Here is a 25,533-nt window from a genome sequence, read left to right as displayed (position 1 = left end):
ATTACTTTAAACTCTTTTTTAGTTTCACGCTAAAATCCAGTGTTCTTTTAATAAACTTCTTTTTAGCTACAAAACCAGTATTCCAACTAGAAGTTCCATGCAGTCTTTCTGGAAACAGGACATCAAACCGTATTACATTCAATTTCTGTTTTTTAGCTAAATACAGTGCAAATAGGTCAAGTGCAAAATCGTTCGGTGGGTTCTCCCAGTTTTGAAAAAATTTGTGGTGAAAAATATTTGGTTGGGCATTGATATCATGTAATTTTTGCCCCATATACAGCGTTTCAAACAAGCTCATTCCAGAGGTAAAAACTTGATCAAAAAATGGTCTTCCCTTGCGGTCGCCCTTCACATATATTTTATCATTTTCATTGTTGTTTTCAATGATTTCCAATGCCTTTATTACATCATTTGGGTCTGTTTGCATGTCTGCGTGCGTCCATCCAATAAAAGTTCCGGTGCAACTTCGAAGTCCAGCAAGAATTCCATGTCCATAGCCTTTGTTAACAGGGATATTTACCATTCTTGCAAACGAAAATTTAGGAATCAATTCGGCAAAAACGCTTGATGAATTATCAGTCGAGCCATTATTAACCAAAACAGTTTCTATATCATCTCTATGAATTACCTCCGCAAACCTGGACAAAATTAAGGGTATGTTCTTCTCCTCATTAAAACACGGAATCACTATGGACAATTTCATAATTAATTTTTCTATTTCTTAAACACCCAAAATTTTTGCCCCAAAAAATTTAATATAGTACTGGCGGCGGTTGCACAAAGGAAACCAAACAGAACATTCCCTATTGTAGCTAAAACAAATTTATTAACAAATACATTTATTGCTAATGTCATCCCATAAAGAAAAAAGAACCGAAACATTTGACTGCCAGAAAATTCCTTTGCCTCAAAAGTCCAAAATTTATTCAGTAAATACGCAACGACACTTCCTGATAAAAAAGATAATCCCTTCGACAAATTATGGCCTAAGTAATTATTGGCCATATAATACACTCCAAAATCAACCACAACCGCAATAACCCCGGAAAAAACAAACTTACTCAGCTGACGTTGAGTGATTGAATCTATCGCCATTCTTGATTAAATTCTTGGTATTCCTCTTTCAGATTCAAAATAGATGAGATTTTCATTGTTGGGTCCTTTTCCAATCTATATGGATGCCAATCCACTTTGTGAAAAAAACTTTGCCAATACTTAAAAGTTCTATAATCATTGGGTGTTCCCCATCCTAAATAATGGTCTATCTGAAAAACCTTTACATTTAGACCCATATCAACTAACTCATTTACACAACTGTCCACATAAAACTCTCCATTAACCCTAATATCTTTTTCATACATCCTTTTTAATGCGTCCAAGAAGTATTTGGCTTTTCTAAAGTAAAATGTACCAACAATGGCGTGATCGTTTCTTGGAGATCCGCTAATTTGTTTTTTAACGCTTACCCCGGTAACATTTTCTAGACCATCTACTTTTAACCAACCATACATTTCTGGGTTTTGCTCACTACTGGGGTGGTTCTTAAAGGACCAGATAATTGCGTCAATCTGTTTATCATCAAGTAATTCTGAATATCTTTCTTTATTATAAATCATCCCATTATCACAAGCAGCAATTAATAATGGTTGTTGGTTGTCTTCATTTGCCAATCCTAATTCGCATGTGCAGGCTTGACCTTCAGTTGTACCAGATATGGGCAGAATTTTTGCTTTAGGATAAACTTGTTTTATGGATTTCTCTAATGGATAGGATTTTAAATGGTCTTCCAAACAAACAAATATATTGCTATTGGAACTCGGTAGATACTCTGATGCTTGAATAATCATGGGCTTACCGGATACCGAAATCAATGGTTTAGGATCCTTATAGCCTTCCATTGTAAACCTACTTCCTTTTCCTGCAAGAGGGATTAAATTTACTCCACTTTGTTCATGAGGTTGTTTATCTACTTTGAACTCTAAAATAGCTTTAAAATAATTTGAAAAGCCATTGTATTCTTCAACATCTTGAGGTGTTCCCCATTGTAACATGTGTTGTACGTCGTAAATTGAAACGTTAAATCCATCATTCACAAGTAAATTATAGATTAAACTAACATAGTATTCGCCATTTAAATTGATGTCCTTGTCCATCAATTCCTTAAAATATTTCTTTACATAGCTCCCCTTTTTGAAATAGTACGTGCCTATGGATGCAAATTCTTCCATCCTATTATCCGTAAAGGGTTCTTTTTCCTTTATCTCCAGCATCCATTGTTTATCATCTCTCATGAACGCATAATTGGTAGTACCTAGCATATGAGGATGAAATCCTTTGTATGCGGGGACGGCACCATCTGCATTCCTTGTTCGGGTGTGATCTAAAAAATCATGATAGTCCCAGTAACATGAAAAATCACAATAGTTGACAATAACCTCTTCATCATCTAAGATGTATTCATTCATTAAATGAACTGCATAGACAGGTCCTTTTTTGTGTGGGGGGATTTCAGTTACAATTGAATCAGGTGAGATTCCTTTTAGAATATCCCTCATGTTTGTTTCCCTTAAATGCTGACTATTGCATATAAATATAAAATTATGTTCGCCAGGGAACATACCAACAACATGTTCAATAATTGGTTTACCATCAATCTCAATTAATGGTTTTGGTGTAGAGTAACCTGCTTTAACGAAACGGTTACCCATGCCAGACATAGGAATAATTATCTTCATGGTTGTTTTAATGAGCTGAGTTTGTAGATTTGATTCTTATGATTTTCCCAAACCGGTTTACTATTTCCAAATTGACTTGAGTATTTTTTTTCTATCACGATATAATCGAGTTTATATTTTCCAGCAATTTTGACAAAATCTTTTGGTTTTAGTTTTCTGTAATATTTTGACCCATAATCTCCATTTTGGTATGATCCATACATTAGACGGCGTCTGTCACCATATTCTAGGATATCTTCTTCAGAAAATGGAAATTCATCACCAATAAATACAGCCCTCAGCCCTACAAGCCTAATATCCGTATTCATCTTTGCTGAATAAGTGGTAAAAACAGAATTATTGTCAGTGGATTTAACGAATTCGTAGAATGACCATTGTCTTCTGCGCCTCTCTTCAATCGGATCATCAATAAAGATAATTCCCACAAAGACTAAAGTAAAAATTATAAATGTGAAATTACGTTTACCCAAACTTGGATAAGTACTTTGTTTTTTTTCGTTTATAAACAAAGAAATTGTTATGCTCCAAATGATTAATAGCATCCAATAGCCAAATGTTGTAAATCTAGAAACCCCAAGGTAGGCGAACAGTTTGACAGGTAAAACATCAATGAAAACATATTGGCAAAAAATTGCCATTACATAAAAAATCCAGGCAACTAAAGATACTAGCCACACATTTTTGTTTTTTTTATAGATTCCAATTAAGATAGGTGCTAAAAATAAAATATTCATCCAAGTAAAAATCACCCGCCAATCTCCTTTTAAGTTATTGAAATCTGGCACACTATAATGCCATGGGTGTCTTTCTTTAACGTATATATCTATGAACTCTTTGGTGGATAAGACCGTTTCTCCAGCGAACAAAAACTTCACCATGAAAACCGATATTATTCCAGTGAAAAAAATTATCTGGATCTCTTTAAGATGCTTCTTGAAATCTGGCAGCAGGAAAACAATATAAAATGCCATTGTATAAAGGCCCATTGCAGGATGAAAAAAACAACTTAGAATAAATAATGGTATGTAAGCAATTGGTCTATATTGTTTTTCCTTTAAGAAAATCGCAAGAAACCCGAATACAATAGAAATGTTATATGCGTGCAAATATGGGTTATAACTTGACCACGACCCTACAGAAAAATAATAACGATACTCTTTAAGAAAGACCATCAAAACAAGACATGGTAAAATAAATAGTAGCATTCTTCTTAGTTTATCTGGTTCAATAAACTTGCCGGCGATAACTACTATTACCTTATAATATAAAATTGGCGCAATAATTTGAAAGCAAAGTTTAAGAACATATAAAACTTTGTACCAAGAAATTCCAGAGAATTTTACAATAGTTACAAGAAAATACCCATAAACCCACCGAGGGTTCTTAATTACAGTCGAATTGGTGAAAAAATCTTCGGCTAAAAATTCAGGGTTGAAAAACCTCTCCAGGAATGGCATCATATCCTGTTCTCCCCAAGTGAAGGCAGTGGGTTGAATCATGAATCCCAAAAAACCAAAAAATGCAACTATTGCCAAAATAGAGTAATTATTTGTCAAACCTACCCTGTTAGTCATATTCTATTGATTCCAATGAGTTTGTTCCCTAATGCTATCTTAATTCACAATTTTTGACGATATTTTTCTGCTTCCCAATTTCCTAAATACTTAATTTCTTCAACTTCTAAAAATTGCAAGTCCTGTCCAAGTTTAGATTCAATTATCAAGTTGTTTTTCAGTACATCTTCAATCATTTTGGCCTTTTTTAGGTCTGCGGCTAAAATATATATCAAATCATTGTATATCAAAACCTTAGGAGCTTCTTGGTATTTGGTGTAATAACCATTAAACTCCTCTTTCGATAAATTGGTAATTGTCAAAATACAATACCCACAAAACACATAACCATCAGGGGAAAACGGCCTCTGATTTCTAGATTGATTTAAATGACTAAGCGATTTGTAAATGGTTTGGTCTTCAGACAAGTATGCAATAATATCTTTTTGAAAAATTTCATTGTATATCTGAGCAATTTTTGTGGTGTTTCGAAATCTGGAGAAGTCAATACTGTTTGCTTTTTCAGCCGCCAAAATGACTTCTTCATTGAGTATTACAATATCCTCATAACGATCTGAACTAATAATTAAGCCATGGTTTTGGAGAAAAATAATGTTTGGTAAATGCCCGTTTTCTGCTTTGTAGTCATCCATTAGATTTTTTAACTCAACCGCCAATTCTATGCCTGGTGTTTCATATCTTACACACAATGCAGAAGGAAATATTTCACCAATCACTCTTTCCCAATCCATACGCGATGTAAGCATATTTACAGCAATTGAATGAACATGTAGCGTATACTTATAGAGTAATGCGTGTAGATAGGTTTCAATTGAAGGTCTAGGACCTACTTCCGTTTTAGTCTTTTGTAGTTGAATTGAAGCCATTGTATCCTTTTCTCTTTTATCCTTAATCTCCAAGATTTCAGGGTTTTCTAAAATAGATAAAACACCTTGGGTGTCAACGATTGAATAGCCATTCTCTAAAGTAAGTTCAGAAAGCAAATATCCAGATGCCTTGATAAACATTTTATCACCTTCTTTTACCGAAGTGTTCCCTCCACCTGCTTGGACCAAATCAAATCTTTGACCGGCATATTTTGACATGGCGATAAGTTTAGACAAAGCATTATCAGTGTTCATGATTTAAATTTCTTTAAAGTTGTAAACCATTCTTATCCCAGGTTTTTCAATTCGCGATTGTCTATCATTGTTAATCCAAATACTATCAATGCCCATGGCATTTGCGCCTAAAATATCCTTACTCCAACTGTCGCCTATCATAAGCGCTTCCATTGTATTGCACTCCAATTTTTGCAAAGCTCTTGTAAACATATAGGGATGAGGTTTTTCGATACCCACTTCCTCACTTGTTACAAGGTAGTCCACGTAATTGCTTAATCCTAATTTCTCGATTTTACGATATTGAATATGTGCCGTTAAATCAGTTAATATACATGATTTGCCTCCTTGTAGTCGATGATTTTCCAAATAATCCAATACCCCATCAAAAAGTGTAATTTGTTCAAGAAATGTATCCCAATAGATATTGTAAAAGTGCATGGCGTGTTGTAGACTGCTTATACCATTTAGTTCTAACATTTTTTGGAAGTACAACAACCTGTTATGTGATGCCGCTTTAGCGGGTAATTCATAATGAGTTTTCATTCTGGCGAATTCAAAATCGCCTTTTGCTTTATCCAGCTGTATACCAAACATTGAAACAATTGAATCCATTACCTTGTTGTAGGCTAATTGGTGTGGTATATCATAACCATATAGCGTATTGTCTAGGTCTAAAATAAGTGAGTTGGCCATAATTAGGCTGTTTAGTAAATAATTATAAAGCGAATTACAATTTCCTCTAGTGTTAGAATAATGGCTTAAACATCATGGAACCCGAATTTGTTTCGTTCGAACTTACTGGTTAAGCCAACACTTCTGAAAACATCTCCAACCATTACTGCCTTCTCCGACAGATAATCATGAACAAGTAGTAGGCCACCAAAAGCATTGACAAGAAACTTGCCGTTATCAAACTTTTCAACAACTTTACCTGCTACTTCATACTCATAACCAAAATCCTGAAAATCAAATATCGAAGCTCTATATATAACAACCTTACAATTATTAATAAATGAATATGCCCCATTAAATGGTTTTGTCACGGCCCTTATCAAGCGTTCAATATTGTAGATGTCATCATCCCAATCAATTAAACTGTCTTCCTCTGTCCGCTTTGGATAATAAGTGGGTGTTAGATTTGGTTGTTTCGTCAATTCAATCGCACCGTTCGCCAAGGCCGCAATGTTTTTTGCAATAAGGTATTTCATAGCAAGTGTGTTCTTGAAATGCATGGTTTCTCCTGTATCCGATTCAGAAATTTGGAACTTGAAAGTGTCTAAAATATCCCCGTCATCTGCACCAGCATCATATTTAAATAAATTTGTGTAGAAAACCTTTCTTCCTTCAATTATTGACCAGTTCATAGGTGACCTACCGCGACCTTTAGGTAAATTCATAGGACTTCCGTGCATGCCAAAAACACCTATGGAGAATGTATCCAAAACATCAGAGGGAACCAGTCTTTGCCAACCTACGACAAAACCAATTGAAAATTTCTTGTCTTCAAAATAGGCAAGATCATCATCCGATTTTAAACTGTATTTTTGACTTACAAAGAAGTCAATTTCATTCTCTTTGCAGTAACCACTCAAATTGCAATAATCAGCTACTTTTTGAGATTTACCCTTATCCGGGTCTATTGTAATCAAAGTTACTTTGTAATTCAATCCTATTAAGTAGCTTAAAAGAAATTTTGTTGTGGATTTACAGCCAAAAATTGCAACTTGATTAATTGAGCTCATTTCTTATTTCATTGAATGGTTTGCAATTGAACGCATAGTGTTTTTTTAACTGTTCCTTTTTCTTAGTATAAAAATCTTTTAGAATCTCATGATTGGTTTGGCCTTCAAAAATCCACCAGATTGGATGTATAAGAATATGCAATGTTTTGCCGTTTTTGAACTCGTCGGTATTGAACGGATGACCGTATCTAAAGGTACCACCAGAATCAGCAACATATTTGATTTGTCTAAAGTACTTGTCCATATAAGTATGCTCACAATTGCAAATTGGTTTATCGTAATTTTGAAAATACTCATTTGGCCGATGTAATGATACGATATCTACTTCTGTATTGAACATTGTTTCAAAACATTGCTTTTCTAATTCAAATCCTTGAACAAAATCATCATAAATAGTTGGGTCAAAATGAATGGTGATTTTATGTCCAAGCTCTTTGATTTCCTTAATAGCCTTAAGGTTGTCTTTGTCAAAAGGGTTGTAACTACTATTAGTCATCAAAAAAAAGTAGGTGGCTTTCACACCCAACTTATTTTCGATTCTTGCAGTCTGCAATGCGGCATCTGTATCAAAATCTATATCATGTCTTAATATTACTTGGTGACTTTCACTTGACAATTCATTAAAAAACACGAACTCATAATCTTTACTTATAAGTTCTTCAAGGAACATTGTAAAATCACCTAAATCTTCGTTTTTATACATTGACCTAGTTTCTTAGTTTATTGTAAAATGACAGTAATGCTTTTTCCTCATTGGCCCAATTGAACTTTTCTAAGACTGCTTTTCTTCCTCGTTTGCCCATTTCCTCTGCTAGACCTCTATTTTCAACTAATTTTTTGATTGCGACGCTAATTTCTTTAGGATTCATTGGGTCAACAAATAATGCGCAGTTTTCCTTTTGGACCAATTCACGCCAATAGGGATAATCGGAAGCGATCACCGCAATTCCCGATAACATATATTCAAACATTTTTACAGGGATGCATTCTAAATAACTTGGTGTTGGCTCCAATAGTACTAACCCAGCAACAGATTTTTGTAACATTTCCTTCACTTGATCCCTATTTAGAAACCCTAACTCCTCTACATTCTTCCAACCTTCACTTGCAATTGCCATTTCCCTGAGTTTCGCATTTTCAAAACGCCCTCCTAATAGAAATTTAGAACCTGTTTCATACTGCATAGCATTTACCATGTTAAGTATCCCTCTAACTTTTGATATTGCCCCTACATAACAAACATAATTTCCTTTATCATCTTGATTCGTGTTGTTTTCAACAAATTCTGATATTAACGGGAAATTTCTAACCTCCACCACGTTGTGGTTGTTCCTTAAAAACCGATCCAACAAGGTAGGTGTAACGGTGACAATTCCAGAAATTTTATTAACTATATAATCCTCATATATCTCTAGTAAGCGAGATAATGGTTTTCTAATTAGTTTTGGAATATATGCTTTATCCAGAACCTGCCTCGGCAAATCCTCATGGGCATCGTAAATAACAATACTGTTTGTCTTGACTAAGTTTGGAGCAATCCTTAGTAGTTCTGGATCATGAAAATGGTAGATGTCAGCTCCTAATTCCAGAGCTTTTTTGAGTAAGATTTTATGGAAACGGAAAAAACGCTTGATCCTCCCTGATGGTTTTCCAATATCCAAGATTCTAACACCATCCTTTACTTCTTCACCCTTACCGTCCGCTACAATTAAGACAACCTCGTATCCTTGCTTTGCCAATCCACGACATTCTTTAACAAAAATTCGGGTGTCGTATCTAACATGCACCGTTGTAAGATGACAAACTTTTATTTTGTTGTTCAAACTTTGGTGTGATTTTTATTACGATCAAAGATACGATCAAAGATTAAAATAGAGCTCAATATGAAAAAGCAAAAATCCATTCTGCTCATTAAACATTGTATTCATCACCTTCTTGCTTTTTCTTTTTTAAAAGAAAGATTGACACAATTAATAATGCAATGCCCCCATGCGTTAAGAGAACTGTGAAAAGTGAAGAGCTAATGAACGAAAAGATTACTAAAACCATAATGCCAAAATATTTGGATGGAATATTAAGATTGTTCAAAATCATGAAATAAATAGATATTATCACAATATTTATGGCAACGCCTAATGTTCCAAAATTCATTACCCCATCTGAAACCAATCCATTATTGGCAGACATATCTGGTCTATTGAAATAGATTTCACCGATTAAATTTGTATGCCTAACATCATATGGGTACTCGACGAAACTCTTTAAAATGGACTCAGACCAATAAATTGGTTTGTTAATAAAAAAATCGACATAACAAATATCCAATAGAGTAGGAATAAAATGGACTCTTCGAAACGTTAGAATCCAAGGATAGTCTATTGCTATAAGTGCAAGGATCAAACACGCTATTAAAAAACCGGCAGAGAATTTTACCATTAGCTTCACTGATTGCAAATAACTGAACCTATAAAACACAAGAACAATCAAAAGACCTGCATAAACAGTCTTATGTGCGCCAAAAAGGTAAAAGAGAATTAAATACCCCACTCCCAAAAGAGTCCACAATAATTTCCTTAATTCTAAAGACAAAACAATAATTAATGGAATGGCAATTTTTGTATAAATGGAATAAGTATAACCAAAATATGGGTTGGTTAATTCCTTCATTATCGACCTGGTATCATAAATCTCTATTAATAGTAGGTTCTTAAGATTCAAATGAGGCCCATAAACCCATAAATATGGTAACACTCCAATTGTAGTGATTATTAGCAGCAGATATAGGGATTGCTCTTTATTCAGAACAGGAACTTTGTCGAAATCAATTTTTACTTTCGAGAAAATGAAAAGTGATAAAAACAACAATTGATGATAGACTAAAATTCTTATTGGATATATGTTTCCTGAAGTATATGCTATTAACGATGGTATTGTCAGAATTGCAAAGATTATTGACAATACAATAAATATTAGTTTTCTCTTGTCTAAGGCGGATAGCAACCTAAGATTAGTAAAAAATAAACAACATGCAACTAATGCCCTCGTCCATGAAAACCCAAAGTCCAATTGCTGGATTTCTCCGATATATGTCCAATAAAAATAGTGCTTGATCTTAAAATGATAAAGAATCATCATTAAGAAAAAATAGAGAACAAAATAAAAATTTGTGTCTGCTTTAAACTTCATTGTTGCTCGCTCCAATCTTGGGCCAAGTTATAATTAAACAAAACACGAAGGAAAAGAAGGAAATTCCTGAAAACCGATTGAAAATACCTTCAAACATGGAATTTATCAAGAAAACTGTGGTAATACAAAGCAAAAGGCTAGATGAAGCGCTTTTTTTAAATAATGTCACAAATACTACAACAAGAATTATTATAGAAAGCACCCCATTTTCCAACCAAGATTGAAGCCAAAGGTTATGAGCATTGTACTCTTCTTTAAGCGGAAAAATATATTTTTTTTTCCGATATCTTTCATTCAAATGGGTTTGTACATTGGAGAATCCATATCCTAAAATTGGTTTTTCCTTAATCAAGGAAAGAGCCGCGTCCCAACTTAACAATCGAGTGGCAAAACCATATCGAGCATTCTTTTGCAAGCCAATATTTGTTTCCGCTACTGTTTTTACACTTTCTCTTACCCTTGGGTTAATCAGGGCAAATAATGTAAAAAACAATAACAATCCAACCAACCCAATCCATTTGTTGAATAGTTTAAGTTTCCGGGAAAAAATCCAAAATCCTAAAATCACAGGAATACAAAGAAAACTTGCCTTGTTTGAAACCAAAAAAAGTATAAAAGTCAATATTAGAATAAAATTGACTCTCAACTGTTTAGCAAACAAACTTGGTCTAAATAACAAGATGGAAATTCCTATCGTTAAGTATAACGCAAAATATACTGTCTGATGAAAAATTGAAAAGTGTTTGCCAAAGAATCGATTACCCCCGTATAATATGGATTCAAGAAATCCTTTCCCTTGCAAAATATTTGGTTGAAAGATTAGGTTATTTTTTTCAATTAAAAATGACTGTAAAGAGGCGTTCAAAATCAAACAGATACTTGCGGCAAGCAGTCCAAGAACAAAAAACTTGTAAACCCTTTCCCTTTGAATTGAATTGTAGGAATGAAGAAAAAACAGAATTGGGAATACAATTAGCGATAATTTATGCTCTAAAAACCTAAATCCCATATGATCTGATGAAATAAAGCCTGTTGAATAACTTATGTAAAATGCCGGTAATAACAGAAGTAAAATGTTATTGGTTCGATTAAAAGGTATAAGGGCAATTAGGGAAAAGACAAGCCAAACAATTATTCCAATGTTGACTAATATTTGAGGAAACGGTATTAGGAATGCATAGAGAAGCGCTCCATAATAATATCCGTTCTGTCGTATTCTTTCCAATTTGAAGTTTTACTTATAGTTTAAATTGTTGTTTTAAACTCTTGAAGTGTCCGGAGCTGAATAATCAAATACGTTGAATATAAAATAATCTCATGTATTACATAGATTATCAATAAATCAATAATTGATGATTGCAAAATAGAGGCACAATAAAACAATGTGCCAAAGGTGCTAACAAAATATAAAACTTGCCATTTTGCAGCCGTTTTGAGTTTATTTGTCACATTAAAAATAGAAGATAAAGGACTCACTACCAGTTTAACAGTGAAGCTAAAAGCTAATATTGAGGCAAATTCTCCCGATCGCTCCCATTTAGCACCAAAAACGAATCCAAACAAACTTTCTCCAAAAAAATATAGAATCAAACAGATAGGAATCCCCAAAATAAACAATGCTGCAGCAGATTTTCTAAAAAACAGTTGAAGGGCTTTTATTCTTCCCTCCGTAATCATTGAGGCTGTTTTTTGATAAAATACATCCTTAAATGATGCTCCTATTAAAGTTAAGGGAGCGCTTAGTGCCATAAATGTCAATCCATAAAACCCTAAATCCTCTTGAGAGTAATACTTTGTAAGTATTAAAACCAATGCTTGCAAAGTAATCGTATTCAGCAAAGATGGCCATATTCCAAATTTGGGATAATCAATATAACTCTTAGCAGTACCCTTTAAATCTTTTACCGCAAACCAATTGAATTTACTGTCAGTTTTACTCTTTAGAAAAATCCATGAAATAATTGTTCCAGAAATTTTTGCAATCACCAATCCAAATTCCAATGACTTAGATATGCCAATGCCTATAGCGGTTAAAATATATCCCAAAGCTTGGACCACCTTTGCCAACGCATTGTTTTTAAACCTTTTATAGCGTATAGACATGTTGATGTAAGCACTCCATGTACCAAAAAAAAGAATGTATATTGGTACATATTTCAATACGTCTTCAAGGTTCTCGGGGAAAAAATTACTCACCAAAGGCAAAATTGCAGCAGTTAGTATGGCGTGGACTATGGAAAGATAAACACTAAGAACGAAAACCTTTTTTGCATCATCATTGTTTTTAGGTAATACTATTGCCAAATGGTATTTACCCCCTACGGCAACAGCAAAAATACTGGCAATAGCAAAGAAAGATGTATAAAGTGCGAAATCCTCTTCAGAATAAATTCTAGTAAGTATTGGAGTCGCTAGAAATGGTAAAGCTTGTGCTATCCCTGTTCCCAAAATTTGCGTAGAAACATTTTTGGAAAATTCAGATTTAACAAGCTTTGACCAAATTTTTACAAACAATCCAGCTGTAGTTTTAGCATTAACTTCGTATGTATTTGCTATTTATCGATTCAAAAAAGAATGATATTCTCCCTTTAGACCTTCTGGTCTCGCATTTCTGATATCATGTACAATTTCTATTGCAGTACGAGCTGCACTTAATCCATATCCATATCCATCTAATATGTCTTTATAGACCAAGGTATGTAAGTCTGTAAAACCTCCGCTAAATTCTAGTTCCTCACCATCAATTGTTATGGATCTGAATGTCGTTTGTCCTTTCTTCTTGACTTCGGATGGCAAGTATTCCGAATTTATGGATAAAAACCATCTTACCCTCGCATTCTCAAATTCCAAATAACCGGCTGCACGATCCTTTTCGTGGACATGTACAATATTGTCTTGTACATCCCCAAATATCCAAGATAACATATCATAGAAATGGACTCCAATATTTGTAGCTATTCCCCCTGATTTGCTAATGTCCCCTTTCCACGAAGTTTGATACCAATTACCCCTAGAAGTGAGATATGTAAGGTCAACTTCAAATTTCTTGTCCTTAAGTGAATTTGCGACCTTGTTTCTAAGTTGTATAATGCTTGGATGGACCCTTAATTGAAGAATATTGTAAATCTTTTTGCCCGTTTTTTCTTCTACCCTTTGAAGCTTATCAATATTCCAAGGATTAAGTACAAGGGGTTTTTCGCAAATAGCATCCGCGCCACTTCTTAGGGCAAAGCGAATGTGGGCATCGTGCAAATAATTTGGAGAACAAATACTTACATAATCCAAAAACAAATCCTTCTCATATTTCAGCTTTTCTATGTGTCTATCGAAACGCTCAAATTCAACGAAGAAATCTGCATGCGGAAAATGAGAATCAATGATTCCCACACTATCGGCTTTGTCATATGCGGCCAACAAGTTATTTCCGGTGTCCTTGATGGCCTTCATATGTCTTGGAGCAATATATCCGGCTGCTCCAATTAGTGCAAAATTTCTCATTAGTATTGAATGTTCAGGGTTATTATTGTATTCTTGATACTTTATTATCCGTTAATTGATACTTTTGATTGCTTTCAGGACAAGTGGCAATGTTGTTTTCGGTAAAATCTAACTTATGCCCATATTCACTTACCCAACCAACCTGCTTTGCAGGATTGCCCACAACAAGTGCGTAGGGCATAACTTCTTTTGTAACGACTGCTCCGGCCCCAATTAACGCATATTGGCCAATATTATTTCCGCATATTATGGTAGCATTTGCCCCAATTGATGCCCCTTTCCTCACTATGGTTTCTAGGTAACTCCCCCTGCGAATTACTGCGCTTCTTGGATTTATAATATTTGTAAACACCATGCTGGGGCCTAAAAAAACATCATCTTCACAGATTACACCTGTATAAATAGAGACGTTATTTTGCACTTTTACATTATTCCCCAAAATCACATTCGGTGATACCACTACGTTTTGGCCAATATTACACTCTGCTCCAATGATACAGCCTGTCATAATATGGGAAAAGTGCCAAATTTTGGTGTCATCACCAATTTCACAATCAACATCAATGACCGCTGAAGAATGGCTATAATAATTGCTTGACATAACTGTTAATCGGTTTACCTATAGCAAATGGTATAGATTAAATTTCTTACTATTAATCTATGTTTGTGCATTGTAGTTTTTGAGATAACGGTTTAGTTGAACCAATAAAAGAAATAATACCACCAACGAAAGCATAAATATTGGCATAATAATCTTATAACTACTAAGTAGCCCTCTCTGTTTCACACCTCTTGTTGGGAAATCACTTATCACATTGATAATTTCAGACTTATTGGCTCTGTCTTCATTCAATTCAACTAGGCGTTCTTTCAATATTTCCCTTTCTTGGACCAGTGCCAGCTCTTTGTTTTGGGATTCGCCGTTTTCAGCTAAGTTAATACTGGTCCCTTGCATTGGCTTATCGGCTTGTTTAATCAATACCGTTCTATAGAGGCTTTGCAAGGAATCTATTTCCAATAATTGCTGATGATAGATTTTTTCTTGTAAGTCTAAGTTTTCGTCATTAATCTTTTTCTGAAGATTAAAATAATCGTTCACAGCTATTGACCCCACAATGGCAGGTTGCAATTTCTTTGCAACAGTATTGTCTGTGCTCACAACCGAAATTCTGTGAAATCGGGCATCCAACGAATTGAAATTTTCTAAATAGTTGTTGAAGTCAATAGTTTTAATGGTGGTAGTGTCAAGGTTTTTGATGAAATCATCGAATAGTTCGATTTTTTGATTCTCATCAGAATAAGAGTCGGCGAAAATCTCTTTAATACTTCCTGCTTCATGCTCTGTAATATTCAATGCAGTGGCTAGTGTTGTAGAGTCCTGAGCTTTTGCCAAATCGTTGTAAAACTCAATATTATTATACAATTGCTGAACACTATTGAAGTTGGGTTCAACAACCATCCTAGAGATGTACTTTGGAGGTAATGTTTTGTCCAAGAAATATCCAACAGCTCCACCAACTATTACCGCTATTGCCAATACAAGAAAGTATCTTTGGATAAATAGCAACAGCAGAATTATCAAATTGAAGATTCCCCTAAATATGCTCCCTATAAAATCAAAAAAGCGCTCAAAAGCACGACCAATTGCATTGAACAATTGACCCAAATCTATCTCATCCGAGGTGTTGTTGTTTTGTGGTTGCTCTGCCATGTTATGCGTTGAATATTTGTTTTAAAATCCTATCCGTGATTAAGTATGTGGGCTTAACACCTGTTGTTCCCAATCCGCCAGAAGCTAAGGTGCTTCCGGTTTCAAGAGGGTTGTCCGAGGCATAATATGCATACCGAACTTTTACATCTTTGTTAATGCTCTTTCTAACTTTTGACGCAGATTGAATCGCCTTTTGATAATGAACTCCTTCCATTTCCAATCCGATAACATTCCATGTGGATTCATGAAAGAACTTTAAGATGTCTTTGTTCTGCAATGAAGTTCCCAAAACGGTTACCATTGCTCCTTCAAGTACCAATAGTCCATGACCTTCAAAATCCTCAGCACACAGCTCGTTGTCAAATGGATAATTGTCTGCTGTACCTTCAAAAATATGAGCCGTTGGTATCATGAGATCTCCTTTTCCTCCTTCCAATATGCCCGCTTTCCCCATAATGGATATGGAATCTACGTTCATGAACTGCTTTTGGTCTTTGAGGTCGAGTGGTTTCAGCAGTTCATCAATGGTTTCGTAGGCTTGCTCGCCAAAGGCATAATCCATCACAAAAATGACGGGTTTTTCCTCTTCCTTGATGCCTTCTGGAAAATCATAACAACAAGTTTCCGCTCCAAATTTGGCCGTATCAAAAATCTGGACGTCTATATTGGCCCCAGATTGGTCATCAATAAAAATCATCCCGTTTTTCTCTGCAATCTTCTGAACTTTGGCTCTAAGTTCTTTGTTTTCAGAGGAACTCAATGCTTCGTAAATGTCCAAAGCGCCATGCTCAGGCAAATCTTTCGCCAAGGTTTTTTGTGCAAAAAGGGAATTCATAACGCTGTGCATGTTTGCACTGATGATATGAATTGGGCGATCCATCAAATTGTTTTTGGAAAGGGTCTTTTTTATCATATGTGCCCATCTTTCTCCATGAATATGATGTCCAAGGCCTTCGCGAAGTAATGGGCTAAAGGTAATAGTGCGTTTTAGTCCAGTGGTTTCTTCTTCAATGGCCAATTTACCAAGCCAATACACTACATCCAGAAAGCGATCAGGGTTTTCTTTTGTGCCCAACTTTTCTTGAATCTCAACGACTTCTTCAAAAGTCCTTCCTAAAATATTTGCGGTATGGATCATGGCTATCTCCCGTTCAGCCTCTTCCTTTTCTTGGTTGTTGATGAATTCCGACAACTTATCCCAATCCCGGATAGTCTCGGTTCCATCTACAAGAACCCGACTACAAATTTTTCCTGACTCAATGAACAAAAAGGTGAGGTGCGTCAAGATGTCGTAAATATCACTGCGCCCTCTGGTTATCTCAATGTTCATTTGTTCCTCATCTATTCGATAACAATTTCTGCGACGTTTTGGAGGAATAATGGCAGTAAGGTGGGATTTGGAAAACCCTTCATCTGAAGTTAAGTTGATATATCGGCATTCCTCTATGCCTTCAGGAAGTCTTTCCAAAACATAAATCAATCCATTAAGTTCTGCCTTATCTTCGGCAACCGACCCATATATTTCTGGTCTTAAAGAAAGTAATGCGGTTCGCAATGCATTACCGGATACACCAGAAGGTTTGTAGAATCCTCGGTTGAGGAGGTGGCGCATGGTAATGTAAAGACGCTCAATGGCATTTGTGGACTCCTGGGCTCGTGTGGCCTGCTGTACTTTGGTGGTCATCATACTTTAGCGACAAAAATACATGAATTCCTACGAAAGCAAGATGTTTATTTAGAATCTATCCAAGAAAAGGCGTAAGGCCATCTGCAAGTTTTCGGTCATTGGACAATCGTTGTACCTTATTTTGACCTCCAAGTTTGCCAATTGATTTCATATAGGCTTGGAATCCTCCTGGTTTTACATTGGATATTTTCAACGGTTGAAGTATGTTGCCGTCAATCAAATCCAAATAATAACTGTTTTGGGATTTCATGCTTTCTTCCATTAGTCCGATAAAATCACTGGCACTTGTAGGTGTTTGTTCAAACTCTATGAGCCATTCGTGATACGGTAATTCTCCATCTGGTGGATTCGTTTGCGGGGCTACGGTAAATTCATTGACAACAGCATCTGTTTTTGAAACCGCGATTTTAAGTGCTTCTTCAACTTCCTTGGCAATAACATGTTCGCCAAAGGCGGAAATAAAATGTTTAATACGTCCAGAAACTATAACACGATAGGGTTTTACAGAAACAAACCGGACGGTATCTCCCAGGTTGTAGCCCCATAACCCCGCGTTTGTTGATATCACCATTGCATAGTCAACATTCATTTCCACTTCGGCGATTGTCAGTCTTTTCCGGTTCTCATCAAAAAATTCGTCGGCTTTGATAAATTCATAAAAAATGCCTGAATTTAAGAGAAGCAACATTCCATTGGTCTGTTGTAAATCCTGATATGCAAAGAATCCCTCGCTTGCAGGGAACAATTCAATACTGTCCACGCTACGGCCCATCAAATCTTCAAATTTTGCACGATAAGGTTCGTAGTTCACCCCACCATAGATGAAAAGTTGAAAGTTTTCGAAAAGCTCTCCAACTTTTTTACCGGTTTTCGCATTTAGTTTTTCAAAATACATCTGAACCCAAGAAGGAATTCCGGCAATAACCGTCATATCCTCATGTTCCGTTTCTTCAATGATCTTGTCAACCTTTGTTTCCCAATCTTCAATACAATTGGTTTCCCAACTTGGTAACCTGTTTTTTTGAAGGTAATTGGGCACATAATGCGCCGAAATGCCCGAAAGCCTACCTAATTTAATGCCGCCTTTATCTTCGAGCTCCGGGCTACCTTGTAAAAAAATCATTCTGCCATCCACAAATTCAGCATTGCCTGTCTCATGAATGTAACTTAGAATGGCGTTCCGTGAAGCTTCCACTTGATACTTAATGGATTCTTTGGTAATGGGGATATACTTTGCACCAGATGTGGTGCCAGATGTTTTTGCGAAGTAAATTGGCTTTCCAGGCCATAAAACATCCTTGTTTCCATCAATGATTTGATGCACATAGGGTTTTAATTCCTCATAGTCCCGAACAGGTACTTTTTCAATAAAATCCTGGTGATTCTTTATTTCTGAAAATCCATGGTCTTGTCCAAATTGGGTGTTTTTTGCCCTTTGAATCAATTCTTGGAACACCTTCTCTTGGGCATGAACCGGATTATTGACCCAAGAGCTCGTTTTTTTGGCAATGCTTTTAGCAAACAGTTTGGCTGCGAAAGATTTTAAGGACATTAGTTAAAGTCAATAAAATTTAACGGATTCACTGGTTTCCCTTTTTTCCAGAGTTCAAAGTGAAGATGAGGCCCCGTAGTAAGTTCGCCGGTATTTCCAATAGTAGCAATCACTTCTCCTGCTCGCACTAAATCGCCTTGGGATTTGCTCAAAGATCCGTTGTGCTTATAAACCGAAGTCAAATCGTCCCGGTGTTTAATTATTATGACATAACCCGTTTCTGCGGTCCACTCTGAAAACAATACTGTTCCTTCAGCAATAGACTTAATGGGACTGTCTTTGGGTGCAACAACATCTACGGCGTAATGTTTGTTTTCTGGATCAAATCCTTGGGAAACTGTTCCTGTAATCGGCGCAAACAACAATGCGCCTACATTAGCAACATTTCGTTCAAAGAGATTGTACTTGTCTTCCAAATCTACTTCTTCACGCAGCAACAAATCTTCCCGTATTGGCGTCAAATCAATGGTTGAAGGGTCAAGTTGGTACTTTTCAAAAAGCGAATCCCTGTTTACCTCGTTGTTTTCAACATCGCCTCGCAAAACCAAGCGAACGTTATCTAAATACCTGTTGGTATAATTAAGAACGGTCACCAACGAATCCGTTTTATAGGTCAATTCCGTGGCTTGTCTTTTTAATCTTGTAGAAGAATAGCCTGGTATATATTCACGCAGTGGTGTAAAAGCTATGATCAATGTGGTAAGTCCAATTAGCACTATGGTGAACAAGGTTCCGGAGATAAAAACATTCAACCGACTAAGCTTAAAGGAAATTTTTTCCTCAAAAGTGCTTTCATTCAAGATGACCAGTCTGTACTTGTGAAGCAGCTTTTTCTTTATTTCCTTTCTTTTCTTCTTGTCCTTTGCCATGATGGACAAAGATAAACTTAGATTTTTATATAGATGTTAAGCTTTTTAAAAAGCCGCTTCTGGAAAAAATGGACGCTATTACAATGCCGAATAGCTAATTTTCGTTAATGTGACAGGGCCTTAAGGTTCTTTTTAGTAATTTTACGATTCATTTAAAGGCATTGCTATTATGATTGCTCAAACTATTTTTCTTGGTATGCTCGGCCCTTGGCAAATTGTACTGATTGTTCTTGTGGTTCTTTTGCTCTTTGGAGGTAAAAAGATTCCAGAATTAATGCGAGGACTTGGAAGCGGAATCAAGGAGTTCAAAGATGCATCCAAAGAAGATGAAAAATTGGAAAGCGGAAAAGAAACTGACGCTTAATTCCATTCTATAAGGCAGATAATTCTTACGTTCAAAACCCCTGTATTCATGGGGTTTTGTCGATGAAAAACAACATATTTGCCGCATTCATGCCATAATTCCCCCCATTCACAACAAAAAATTATTCACGCTAGCGCCATAATTTATTTTAGCGTTTGATATACTCCGTATTGGCTCAAGCCGCCTTAGGAGTGCGAAGCCTGATGATTTTTTCAGAAGGAGGGAATATGAAGAAACTGATTATTTATTCAATAGCGCTGCTGTCCATTGGGCTTCATGCCCAAACTGTGACCTTTTCTCAGTTTGAGGATGGTGAGTTATATCGCGAAGTTGAAGAAACACGCAGTTCCTATTCCGTCCAAACTGCACTCTTAAAACAACTTGAAGGCCTTAGTAATAAAGCCTTGACCCGATTTGTTAGAAAAAAGGGCATTACAGAAAAACTCATAAAACAAGCCGATGAATACTTTGAAAAGATGTGGTATGCAGAGGCGGCAAGGGTTTACGACATAGTCCTTGAGAAAAGTGAAGCTGAGCATACCTTCGACTTATTATCCAAAGCCGGTGATTCCCACTACTATTCGGGCAACATGGAAAAGGCCTATAAGTGGTATCATGAACTTTATGAGACTTACAAGGAGAAAATTACCGAAGAGAAATTCTTTAAATATGCACATGCCTTAAAAGGTACTGGCAGATACAGAAGGGCAGCAAAGTTAACCAAACTGTTCAGGCAAAAAAGAAACGAGCCGTTGAACGAGTTGGGCGGCACAACTACAACTTGGAGCAAAGCACGCCTGGTAGAAGTGAAGAATTTGGCCATTAATACCAAATACTCCGAGTTTTCCCCGATGTTCCACAAAGATTCAGATGTGGTATTCGCTTCTTCTTTGGACTCTTCCTTCCTTACTACAAGAAGATATCGGTGGAACAATCAACCATTTTTGGACTTGTATGTAGCAAAAGCGGACGAGGAAAACGCTGATTTATCAAAGGTTAAAAAGTTCTCCAGCAAAATTAACACCAAGTATCACGAAGCTTCGGTTTCCTTTTCTCCAGATCAAAAAACCATCTATTTTACCAGAAACAATTATGGTAAAAAGCTAAAAAGAGGTAAAAACGGAGTAAATCATTTAAAAATATACCAATCAAGATTGGTGGATGGCGAATGGACCAAAGCTGTTGAACTACCCTTTAATAGTGAAGATTATTCCACAGGACATCCTTCCGTGAGCCCAGACGGCAAAAAGCTTTATTTTGTTTCCGATCGCCCAGGAGGGTTTGGAGGTACTGATGTTTATGTGGTGGACATTTTAGACCGAGGGACATTCTCTGAACCTAAAAACCTAGGTAGGACTGTAAACACCAGTAAAAAGGAAATGTTCCCGTACATCACTAAAAATGCTTTATACTTTTCTTCAGATAGGACTATGGGGCTAGGTGGTTTGGATATTTATAAGTCCGATCATGCAGATGGCGTATTCAGTGTCGGAATCAATATGGGAGAGCCCATTAATAGTAATAGGGATGATTTCTCCTATATTATTGATGAAGGTGAAGAGAAAGGCTACTTTGCCTCCAATAGAAAAGGCGGAAAAGGTGACGATGATATCTATTCCTTTAAGAGTATACTAAATCTAAATGCCATTTCGGGCAATGTCTTGGATGAGGTATCGGGTGAGCCTATTCCAGATGCAGAAGTATTGCTGTTTGATAAAGACGCCATTCAAATTGGCCAAATCAATACTGAGCCTGATGGTAGTTTTATCTTTAAAAACTTGGCTCCTGTGTCAAAATATGTACTTAAAACTGTGAAAAAGGGATATTTTGATAGTTCGGCAGCTATCAACACCAAAGAAAATGAAGATGTTTCCGTATTACTTCCTATTAAACAATTGAAAGAAATCATTGCAGAAGATAAAGGAGTCTTAAAATTAGAAGTGGAAACCATCTATTTTGATTTTGATAGATTCAATATTAAACCACAAGCTGCTCAAGAACTGGACAAACTAGTAGCCGTCATGACGGAATATCCAGAAATGGTGATCAAAATTGAATCGCACACCGATGCCATTGGATCTAAAGCTTATAATAAGTACTTGTCGGATAAGCGCGCCAAATCTACAAGGGATTATATCATAGCACATGGAATAGACCCCGGAAGAATACAAAGCGCTATAGGTTACGGTGAGGAACAACCGCTCAACAATTGTTCCGACAATACACGCTGTAGCAAAGCCAAACACCGCGAAAACCGCCGTTCAGAGTTCATTATAGTTAAAATGTAACTACATAATCAACAAATAAGAGAGCCCCTTTATAGGGGCTTTTTTTTGTTTCACCATAAAATGTGCATTTCACCGATACCGTCTATCGATAAAGGAAAATAAACCCCCGTGTATTTTATCGATGAAAGCTAGGCCTTCATAGGAAAGTACGGCTCTTTAAGTGCATTTAACAAATTTTTGATGCCGTTTATCCCATTGTTTTCGGATAAGATCACAACCGTCCAATCTTTGCTTTGTCTTTAAATCTTAAAACTTTACTTATGAAAAAACTAGTACTTATTAAAGAAATTTACATGGATGGATTCAGAAACTTGGGTCATATTCTATTGGAAAAATATTTTAAAGCCTTTTCCTGGTTTTGTTTTGTGATGTTCTTTATCGTGCTTTACGCTTTTGTATATAGAATTGCAACCGGATTTGCTTTTGATTAAAAACTACTTTTAAGCATTTAGAGAACAAAAAAGCCCAGCATGCTCTGGTGCAGACTGGGCTTTTCTGTTTAGCTTCTCTAACTATTATTCTGTTTTAGCCTTGATCTCTACAGTCTTTAGAATAGCTTCAAGTTCAAACATATAGTCGCGTTTTTCCTCATTTGGTGCGAATGTGAATCCTTCTAGTACCATTTTTCTATTGTTCTCCTTGTCATTGATGATATAAGTAACAAAAGGACCCGCCATGGGGTATCCTTCAATTTCCCAAGTTCCCCTTGCTTCAGCAGCCTTTTTTCCGCCTAACTGTGCAGGAAATACGTAGGGTGAAAATGCCTTCTCCGTAATCATATAGGTTCCATCATTTGGCCCTGGTATATACTTTTTACCAATGGAGTCCCTCATTTTTACAATATCCTGAACAAAGGTGGTGTCAACAGAAAACGTATCCCAAGGCATTTCATAGGCCAATATGTTCATTGTACCTTTTGGTATCTGTATGTCCATCCAAACAAAATTATCCTCATGTTTTCCTACAGTATATAGCGAAGGAACCTTTAGGCTGATGCCAAATTCATCTTCAAAAACCGTTTCCTTGCTTAATGACCGTTTAAACCTTCTTTGTGCTTCTGCGATTTCCACTTTTCTGAATGCCGCAATGGCCATACCCGCGATGGAATCCAAATTGTTCGCCATATCGTTATAGGTTTCTCCCGTGACCACAGCCACTCTTTGTGGCTTTGCATAAACATCACTTTTAATGTGGGCGCTGGATACAGAATCCTGTTCTACAAATAGTACTGATCTAGAATATGCAGTGGCCCCTTTGAATACTTGAGGCGGTATTTGAGTAATCGTAAACTTGGGTTCGGCCCTTGGTAGTCCTAAAATTGGAGCGGCAAAATGCTCTCGTATTTTATCTCCAACCCCACCTTTCCATAACTCCGTGTCCATCACGACCATCAATGAATTGATTCCACCTGTGGATGGCGGTAAAAAGCGTTCTTTAGGTCCAGAATCCTTGCATGACATTATCACCATGAGTCCCATGGTAAATAATAGTGTTCCAAATTTTTTCATATCGAGTTAAATTTACGAAGAACAATCGCACAATTTCAGTTTTGTGCCGGGTTTAAGATTGTTCCCGCGAAGACCGTTCCATTCTCGCAAATTTTCTATGGAAACTCCTGGATACTTTCTTGAAATTGTCCATAATGAATCCCCTTCTTGAACCGTATGGACTTTGTTTGCGCCAGCCACTCCTGAAGACGAATTGCTGGACCCTTTAGATTTGGCAGCGGTTTGCTTCGGTATATAAGGTTTTCTTGGATAGATGGTTAACCGTTGGCCAATACGTAAATTGTTGCTTCGCAACCCATTCCACCTTTTAATTTGACTCACCCCTACACCATAGCGCTCTGCAATTTTACCTAAGTAATCACCGCTACGCACACGATACCTAATCTGGTTCTGGGTTTCCATAAATTTTGGCAATGGTTTTTCCAAAGAATCCATTTCCTTTTTGACATAGGCATAAATTGCCTCCTCATTGCTAACGAACTTCCCGATTTTGGTTACAGGTAAACGCAACGCATAATTCTTGTCCTTTACTTTAGGTATGATGTTCAATTTGTAGGAAGGATTCAACATTTCAAGTTCTTCCGTACTTATGTCCACCAATTTGGAGATTTGATCAAAAGTGATCAATTGTTTTACGTGAACCGTGTCTGTTTCAAAATAAGGTCTTTCGGCTTTTTTATAGGTCAAACCATGTTCCTCTGCATACTCAAATATGTACATGGTGGCCAAAAACGCAGGGAGATATCCTGCTGTTTCACGTGGAAGATTTCTTCGTATGTTCCAATAATTGGTATATCCTCCTGAACGACGAATGGCCTTGTTTACGTTCCCTGGACCAGAGTTATATGCAGCTAATGCTAAGTCCCAATCGTCAAATATGTCGTAAAGTTTAGCAAGATACTTACTTGCAGCTTTCGTAGCCAGAATTGGATCGTGGCGTTCATCAACATAGCTACTAACATCAAGACCATACATTTTACCTGTGCTATACATAAACTGCCAAAGACCCTTTGCGCCTACCCTGGAGCGAGCTTTAGGGTTCAATGCGGATTCAATGATGGCCAAGTATTTGATTTCCAAAGGAATATCGTTGTTGTCCAGTTCCTGCTCAAACAATGGAAAGTAAAATTGACTTGCCGTGATCATACGCTGCATTAAATCTCTTTTACGGACCAAAAAGGATTTAATCACGGATTCCAATGAGGGGTTGTAGGAAATATTGAATGGCGTCTTTTCATTCATTAATGCCAATCTTGCTTTTAGCGTGTCTGTTGGCAAATCCACCATTTCTACAACCTCATCATTCTGATTGATGATTTCCAGCTCCAATTCACTGAACAATTGCGCGCTCTGATACAATTCACGCAACCACAAACTATCATATTTTCGTGCGGTTTCTTGGTCCTGTAGGGCAAATGTCTTTTGCCCATTTGTGTCAATGACTTTAAATCCGTCCAAGGTTTCTTGGTCGACCTTCAAATCCAAGTTTGCCGGTTCTGCAGTTTGATTTGTGTTGGATACTGTGGTAGTCTTCGTCTGATTTTCGCCCTCAGGAATTGCCTCCTGAGCCTTAACTACAGGAGCTGAGAAAAGTAGTGCTGCCAGTACAGCCTTTCGAATAATTTGGTTCATGCTGGATTGGGTTTGATTTTTGGGGCAAACGAAAATGGGGCTTTTTTTGGAAAAATTAAAGTTTTCCGCGCAAAACCTAACAAG

At 36.5% G+C, this 25,533-nt stretch carries 23 protein-coding genes; 3 read left to right on the top strand and 20 right to left on the bottom strand.

Annotated features, from left to right (window positions below; genetic code table 11):
* Position 1 precedes the first annotated feature (1 nt).
* The 18 genes from M3P19_RS09705 to M3P19_RS09625 all read right to left on the bottom strand — a co-directional run bounded on the left by M3P19_RS09705 (position 2) and on the right by M3P19_RS09625 (position 19,657).
* Complete coding sequence (locus M3P19_RS09705; protein ID WP_249657470.1) at positions 2-703, bottom strand: glycosyltransferase family 2 protein; 702 nt, start codon at positions 701-703, stop codon at positions 2-4.
* Between the two features lie 11 nt (positions 704-714).
* Positions 715-1,095, bottom strand: a complete 381-nt coding sequence (locus M3P19_RS09700; protein WP_249657469.1) for a GtrA family protein — start codon at positions 1,093-1,095, stop codon at positions 715-717.
* Positions 1,086-2,735, bottom strand: coding sequence for an NTP transferase domain-containing protein (locus M3P19_RS09695; protein WP_249657468.1), 1,650 nt, complete (start codon positions 2,733-2,735; stop codon positions 1,086-1,088). The genes M3P19_RS09700 and M3P19_RS09695 overlap by 10 nt, the downstream gene beginning before the upstream one ends.
* Positions 2,732-4,270 (bottom strand): hypothetical protein, encoded by a 1,539-nt coding sequence (locus tag M3P19_RS09690; RefSeq protein ID WP_249657467.1) that lies wholly within the window; start codon positions 4,268-4,270, stop codon positions 2,732-2,734. The genes M3P19_RS09695 and M3P19_RS09690 overlap by 4 nt, the downstream gene beginning before the upstream one ends.
* Before the next feature lie 83 nt (positions 4,271-4,353).
* Entirely contained in the window at positions 4,354-5,430 is a 1,077-nt protein-coding gene (locus tag M3P19_RS09685; RefSeq protein ID WP_249657466.1) for a class II aldolase/adducin family protein, read from the bottom strand.
* A gap of 3 nt (positions 5,431-5,433) precedes the next feature.
* Complete coding sequence (locus M3P19_RS09680; protein WP_249657465.1) at positions 5,434-6,105, bottom strand: HAD family hydrolase; 672 nt, start codon at positions 6,103-6,105, stop codon at positions 5,434-5,436.
* Positions 6,106-6,170: 65 nt separating this feature from the next.
* A complete protein-coding gene (locus tag M3P19_RS09675; RefSeq protein WP_249657464.1) occupies positions 6,171-7,154 on the bottom strand; it encodes a methionyl-tRNA formyltransferase in 984 nt (327 codons plus the stop codon).
* Complete coding sequence (locus M3P19_RS09670; protein WP_249657463.1) at positions 7,141-7,857, bottom strand: polysaccharide deacetylase family protein; 717 nt, start codon at positions 7,855-7,857, stop codon at positions 7,141-7,143. Before M3P19_RS09670 ends, M3P19_RS09675 begins: the two co-directional genes overlap by 14 nt.
* A gap of 4 nt (positions 7,858-7,861) precedes the next feature.
* Complete coding sequence (locus tag M3P19_RS09665) at positions 7,862-8,977, bottom strand: glycosyltransferase family 4 protein (protein ID WP_249657462.1); 1,116 nt, start codon at positions 8,975-8,977, stop codon at positions 7,862-7,864.
* A gap of 88 nt (positions 8,978-9,065) precedes the next feature.
* Positions 9,066-9,821 carry a hypothetical protein gene (locus M3P19_RS09660; RefSeq protein WP_249657461.1) on the bottom strand — a complete coding sequence of 252 codons (756 nt, stop codon included), beginning with the start codon at positions 9,819-9,821 and terminating at the stop codon, positions 9,066-9,068.
* A 508-nt stretch (positions 9,822-10,329) separates the two neighbouring features.
* On the bottom strand, positions 10,330-11,349 hold the full coding sequence (locus M3P19_RS16970) for an O-antigen ligase family protein (protein WP_417953864.1): 1,020 nt from the start codon (positions 11,347-11,349) through the stop codon (positions 10,330-10,332).
* A gap of 236 nt (positions 11,350-11,585) precedes the next feature.
* A complete protein-coding gene (locus M3P19_RS09655) occupies positions 11,586-12,854 on the bottom strand; it encodes an oligosaccharide flippase family protein (protein WP_249657460.1) in 1,269 nt (422 codons plus the stop codon).
* Positions 12,855-12,896: 42 nt separating this feature from the next.
* A complete protein-coding gene (locus M3P19_RS09650; protein ID WP_249657459.1) occupies positions 12,897-13,838 on the bottom strand; it encodes a Gfo/Idh/MocA family protein in 942 nt (313 codons plus the stop codon).
* Positions 13,839-13,860: 22 nt separating this feature from the next.
* On the bottom strand, positions 13,861-14,439 hold the full coding sequence (locus tag M3P19_RS09645; RefSeq protein WP_249657458.1) for an acyltransferase: 579 nt from the start codon (positions 14,437-14,439) through the stop codon (positions 13,861-13,863).
* Positions 14,440-14,496: 57 nt separating this feature from the next.
* Entirely contained in the window at positions 14,497-15,549 is a 1,053-nt protein-coding gene (locus M3P19_RS09640) for a hypothetical protein (protein WP_249657457.1), read from the bottom strand.
* Between the two features lies 1 nt (position 15,550).
* Positions 15,551-17,236 carry a DUF6909 family protein gene (locus M3P19_RS09635; protein ID WP_249657456.1) on the bottom strand — a complete coding sequence of 562 codons (1,686 nt, stop codon included), beginning with the start codon at positions 17,234-17,236 and terminating at the stop codon, positions 15,551-15,553.
* Between the two features lie 55 nt (positions 17,237-17,291).
* Positions 17,292-18,788, bottom strand: a complete 1,497-nt coding sequence (locus M3P19_RS09630) for a GH3 auxin-responsive promoter family protein (RefSeq protein WP_249657455.1) — start codon at positions 18,786-18,788, stop codon at positions 17,292-17,294.
* Positions 18,788-19,657, bottom strand: a complete 870-nt coding sequence (locus M3P19_RS09625) for a M23 family metallopeptidase (protein WP_249657454.1) — start codon at positions 19,655-19,657, stop codon at positions 18,788-18,790. Before M3P19_RS09625 ends, M3P19_RS09630 begins: the two co-directional genes overlap by 1 nt.
* A 169-nt stretch (positions 19,658-19,826) precedes the next feature.
* On the opposite strand from M3P19_RS09625, the gene tatA reads away from it, so the two are divergent.
* The 3 genes from tatA (at position 19,827) to M3P19_RS09610 (ending at position 22,740) form a co-directional block, all read left to right on the top strand.
* Positions 19,827-20,021 carry a twin-arginine translocase TatA/TatE family subunit gene (tatA, locus tag M3P19_RS09620; protein WP_283777929.1) on the top strand — a complete coding sequence of 65 codons (195 nt, stop codon included), beginning with the start codon at positions 19,827-19,829 and terminating at the stop codon, positions 20,019-20,021.
* A 227-nt stretch (positions 20,022-20,248) separates the two neighbouring features.
* Positions 20,249-22,309, top strand: a complete 2,061-nt coding sequence (locus M3P19_RS09615) for an OmpA family protein (RefSeq protein ID WP_249657452.1) — start codon at positions 20,249-20,251, stop codon at positions 22,307-22,309.
* Between the two features lie 260 nt (positions 22,310-22,569).
* Positions 22,570-22,740, top strand: a complete 171-nt coding sequence (locus M3P19_RS09610) for a DUF6747 family protein (protein ID WP_249657451.1) — start codon at positions 22,570-22,572, stop codon at positions 22,738-22,740.
* Positions 22,741-22,824: 84 nt separating this feature from the next.
* Here the strand turns inward: M3P19_RS09610 and M3P19_RS09605 are convergent, their stop codons facing one another.
* Together M3P19_RS09605 and M3P19_RS09600 are read right to left on the bottom strand one after the other, a co-directional pair.
* Positions 22,825-23,817 carry a DUF4837 family protein gene (locus M3P19_RS09605; RefSeq protein ID WP_249657450.1) on the bottom strand — a complete coding sequence of 331 codons (993 nt, stop codon included), beginning with the start codon at positions 23,815-23,817 and terminating at the stop codon, positions 22,825-22,827.
* Between the two features lie 12 nt (positions 23,818-23,829).
* Positions 23,830-25,449: a lytic transglycosylase domain-containing protein gene (locus M3P19_RS09600; protein WP_249657449.1), complete on the bottom strand. Its 1,620-nt coding sequence runs from the start codon at positions 25,447-25,449 to the stop codon at positions 23,830-23,832.
* Positions 25,450-25,533: the final 84 nt, after the last annotated feature.

Origin of the sequence: Flagellimonas spongiicola, assembly GCF_023502425.1 — a bacterium.
GTDB lineage: Bacteria > Bacteroidota > Bacteroidia > Flavobacteriales > Flavobacteriaceae > Flagellimonas > Flagellimonas spongiicola.
This window is presented reverse-complemented; position numbering and strand designations above follow the sequence as displayed.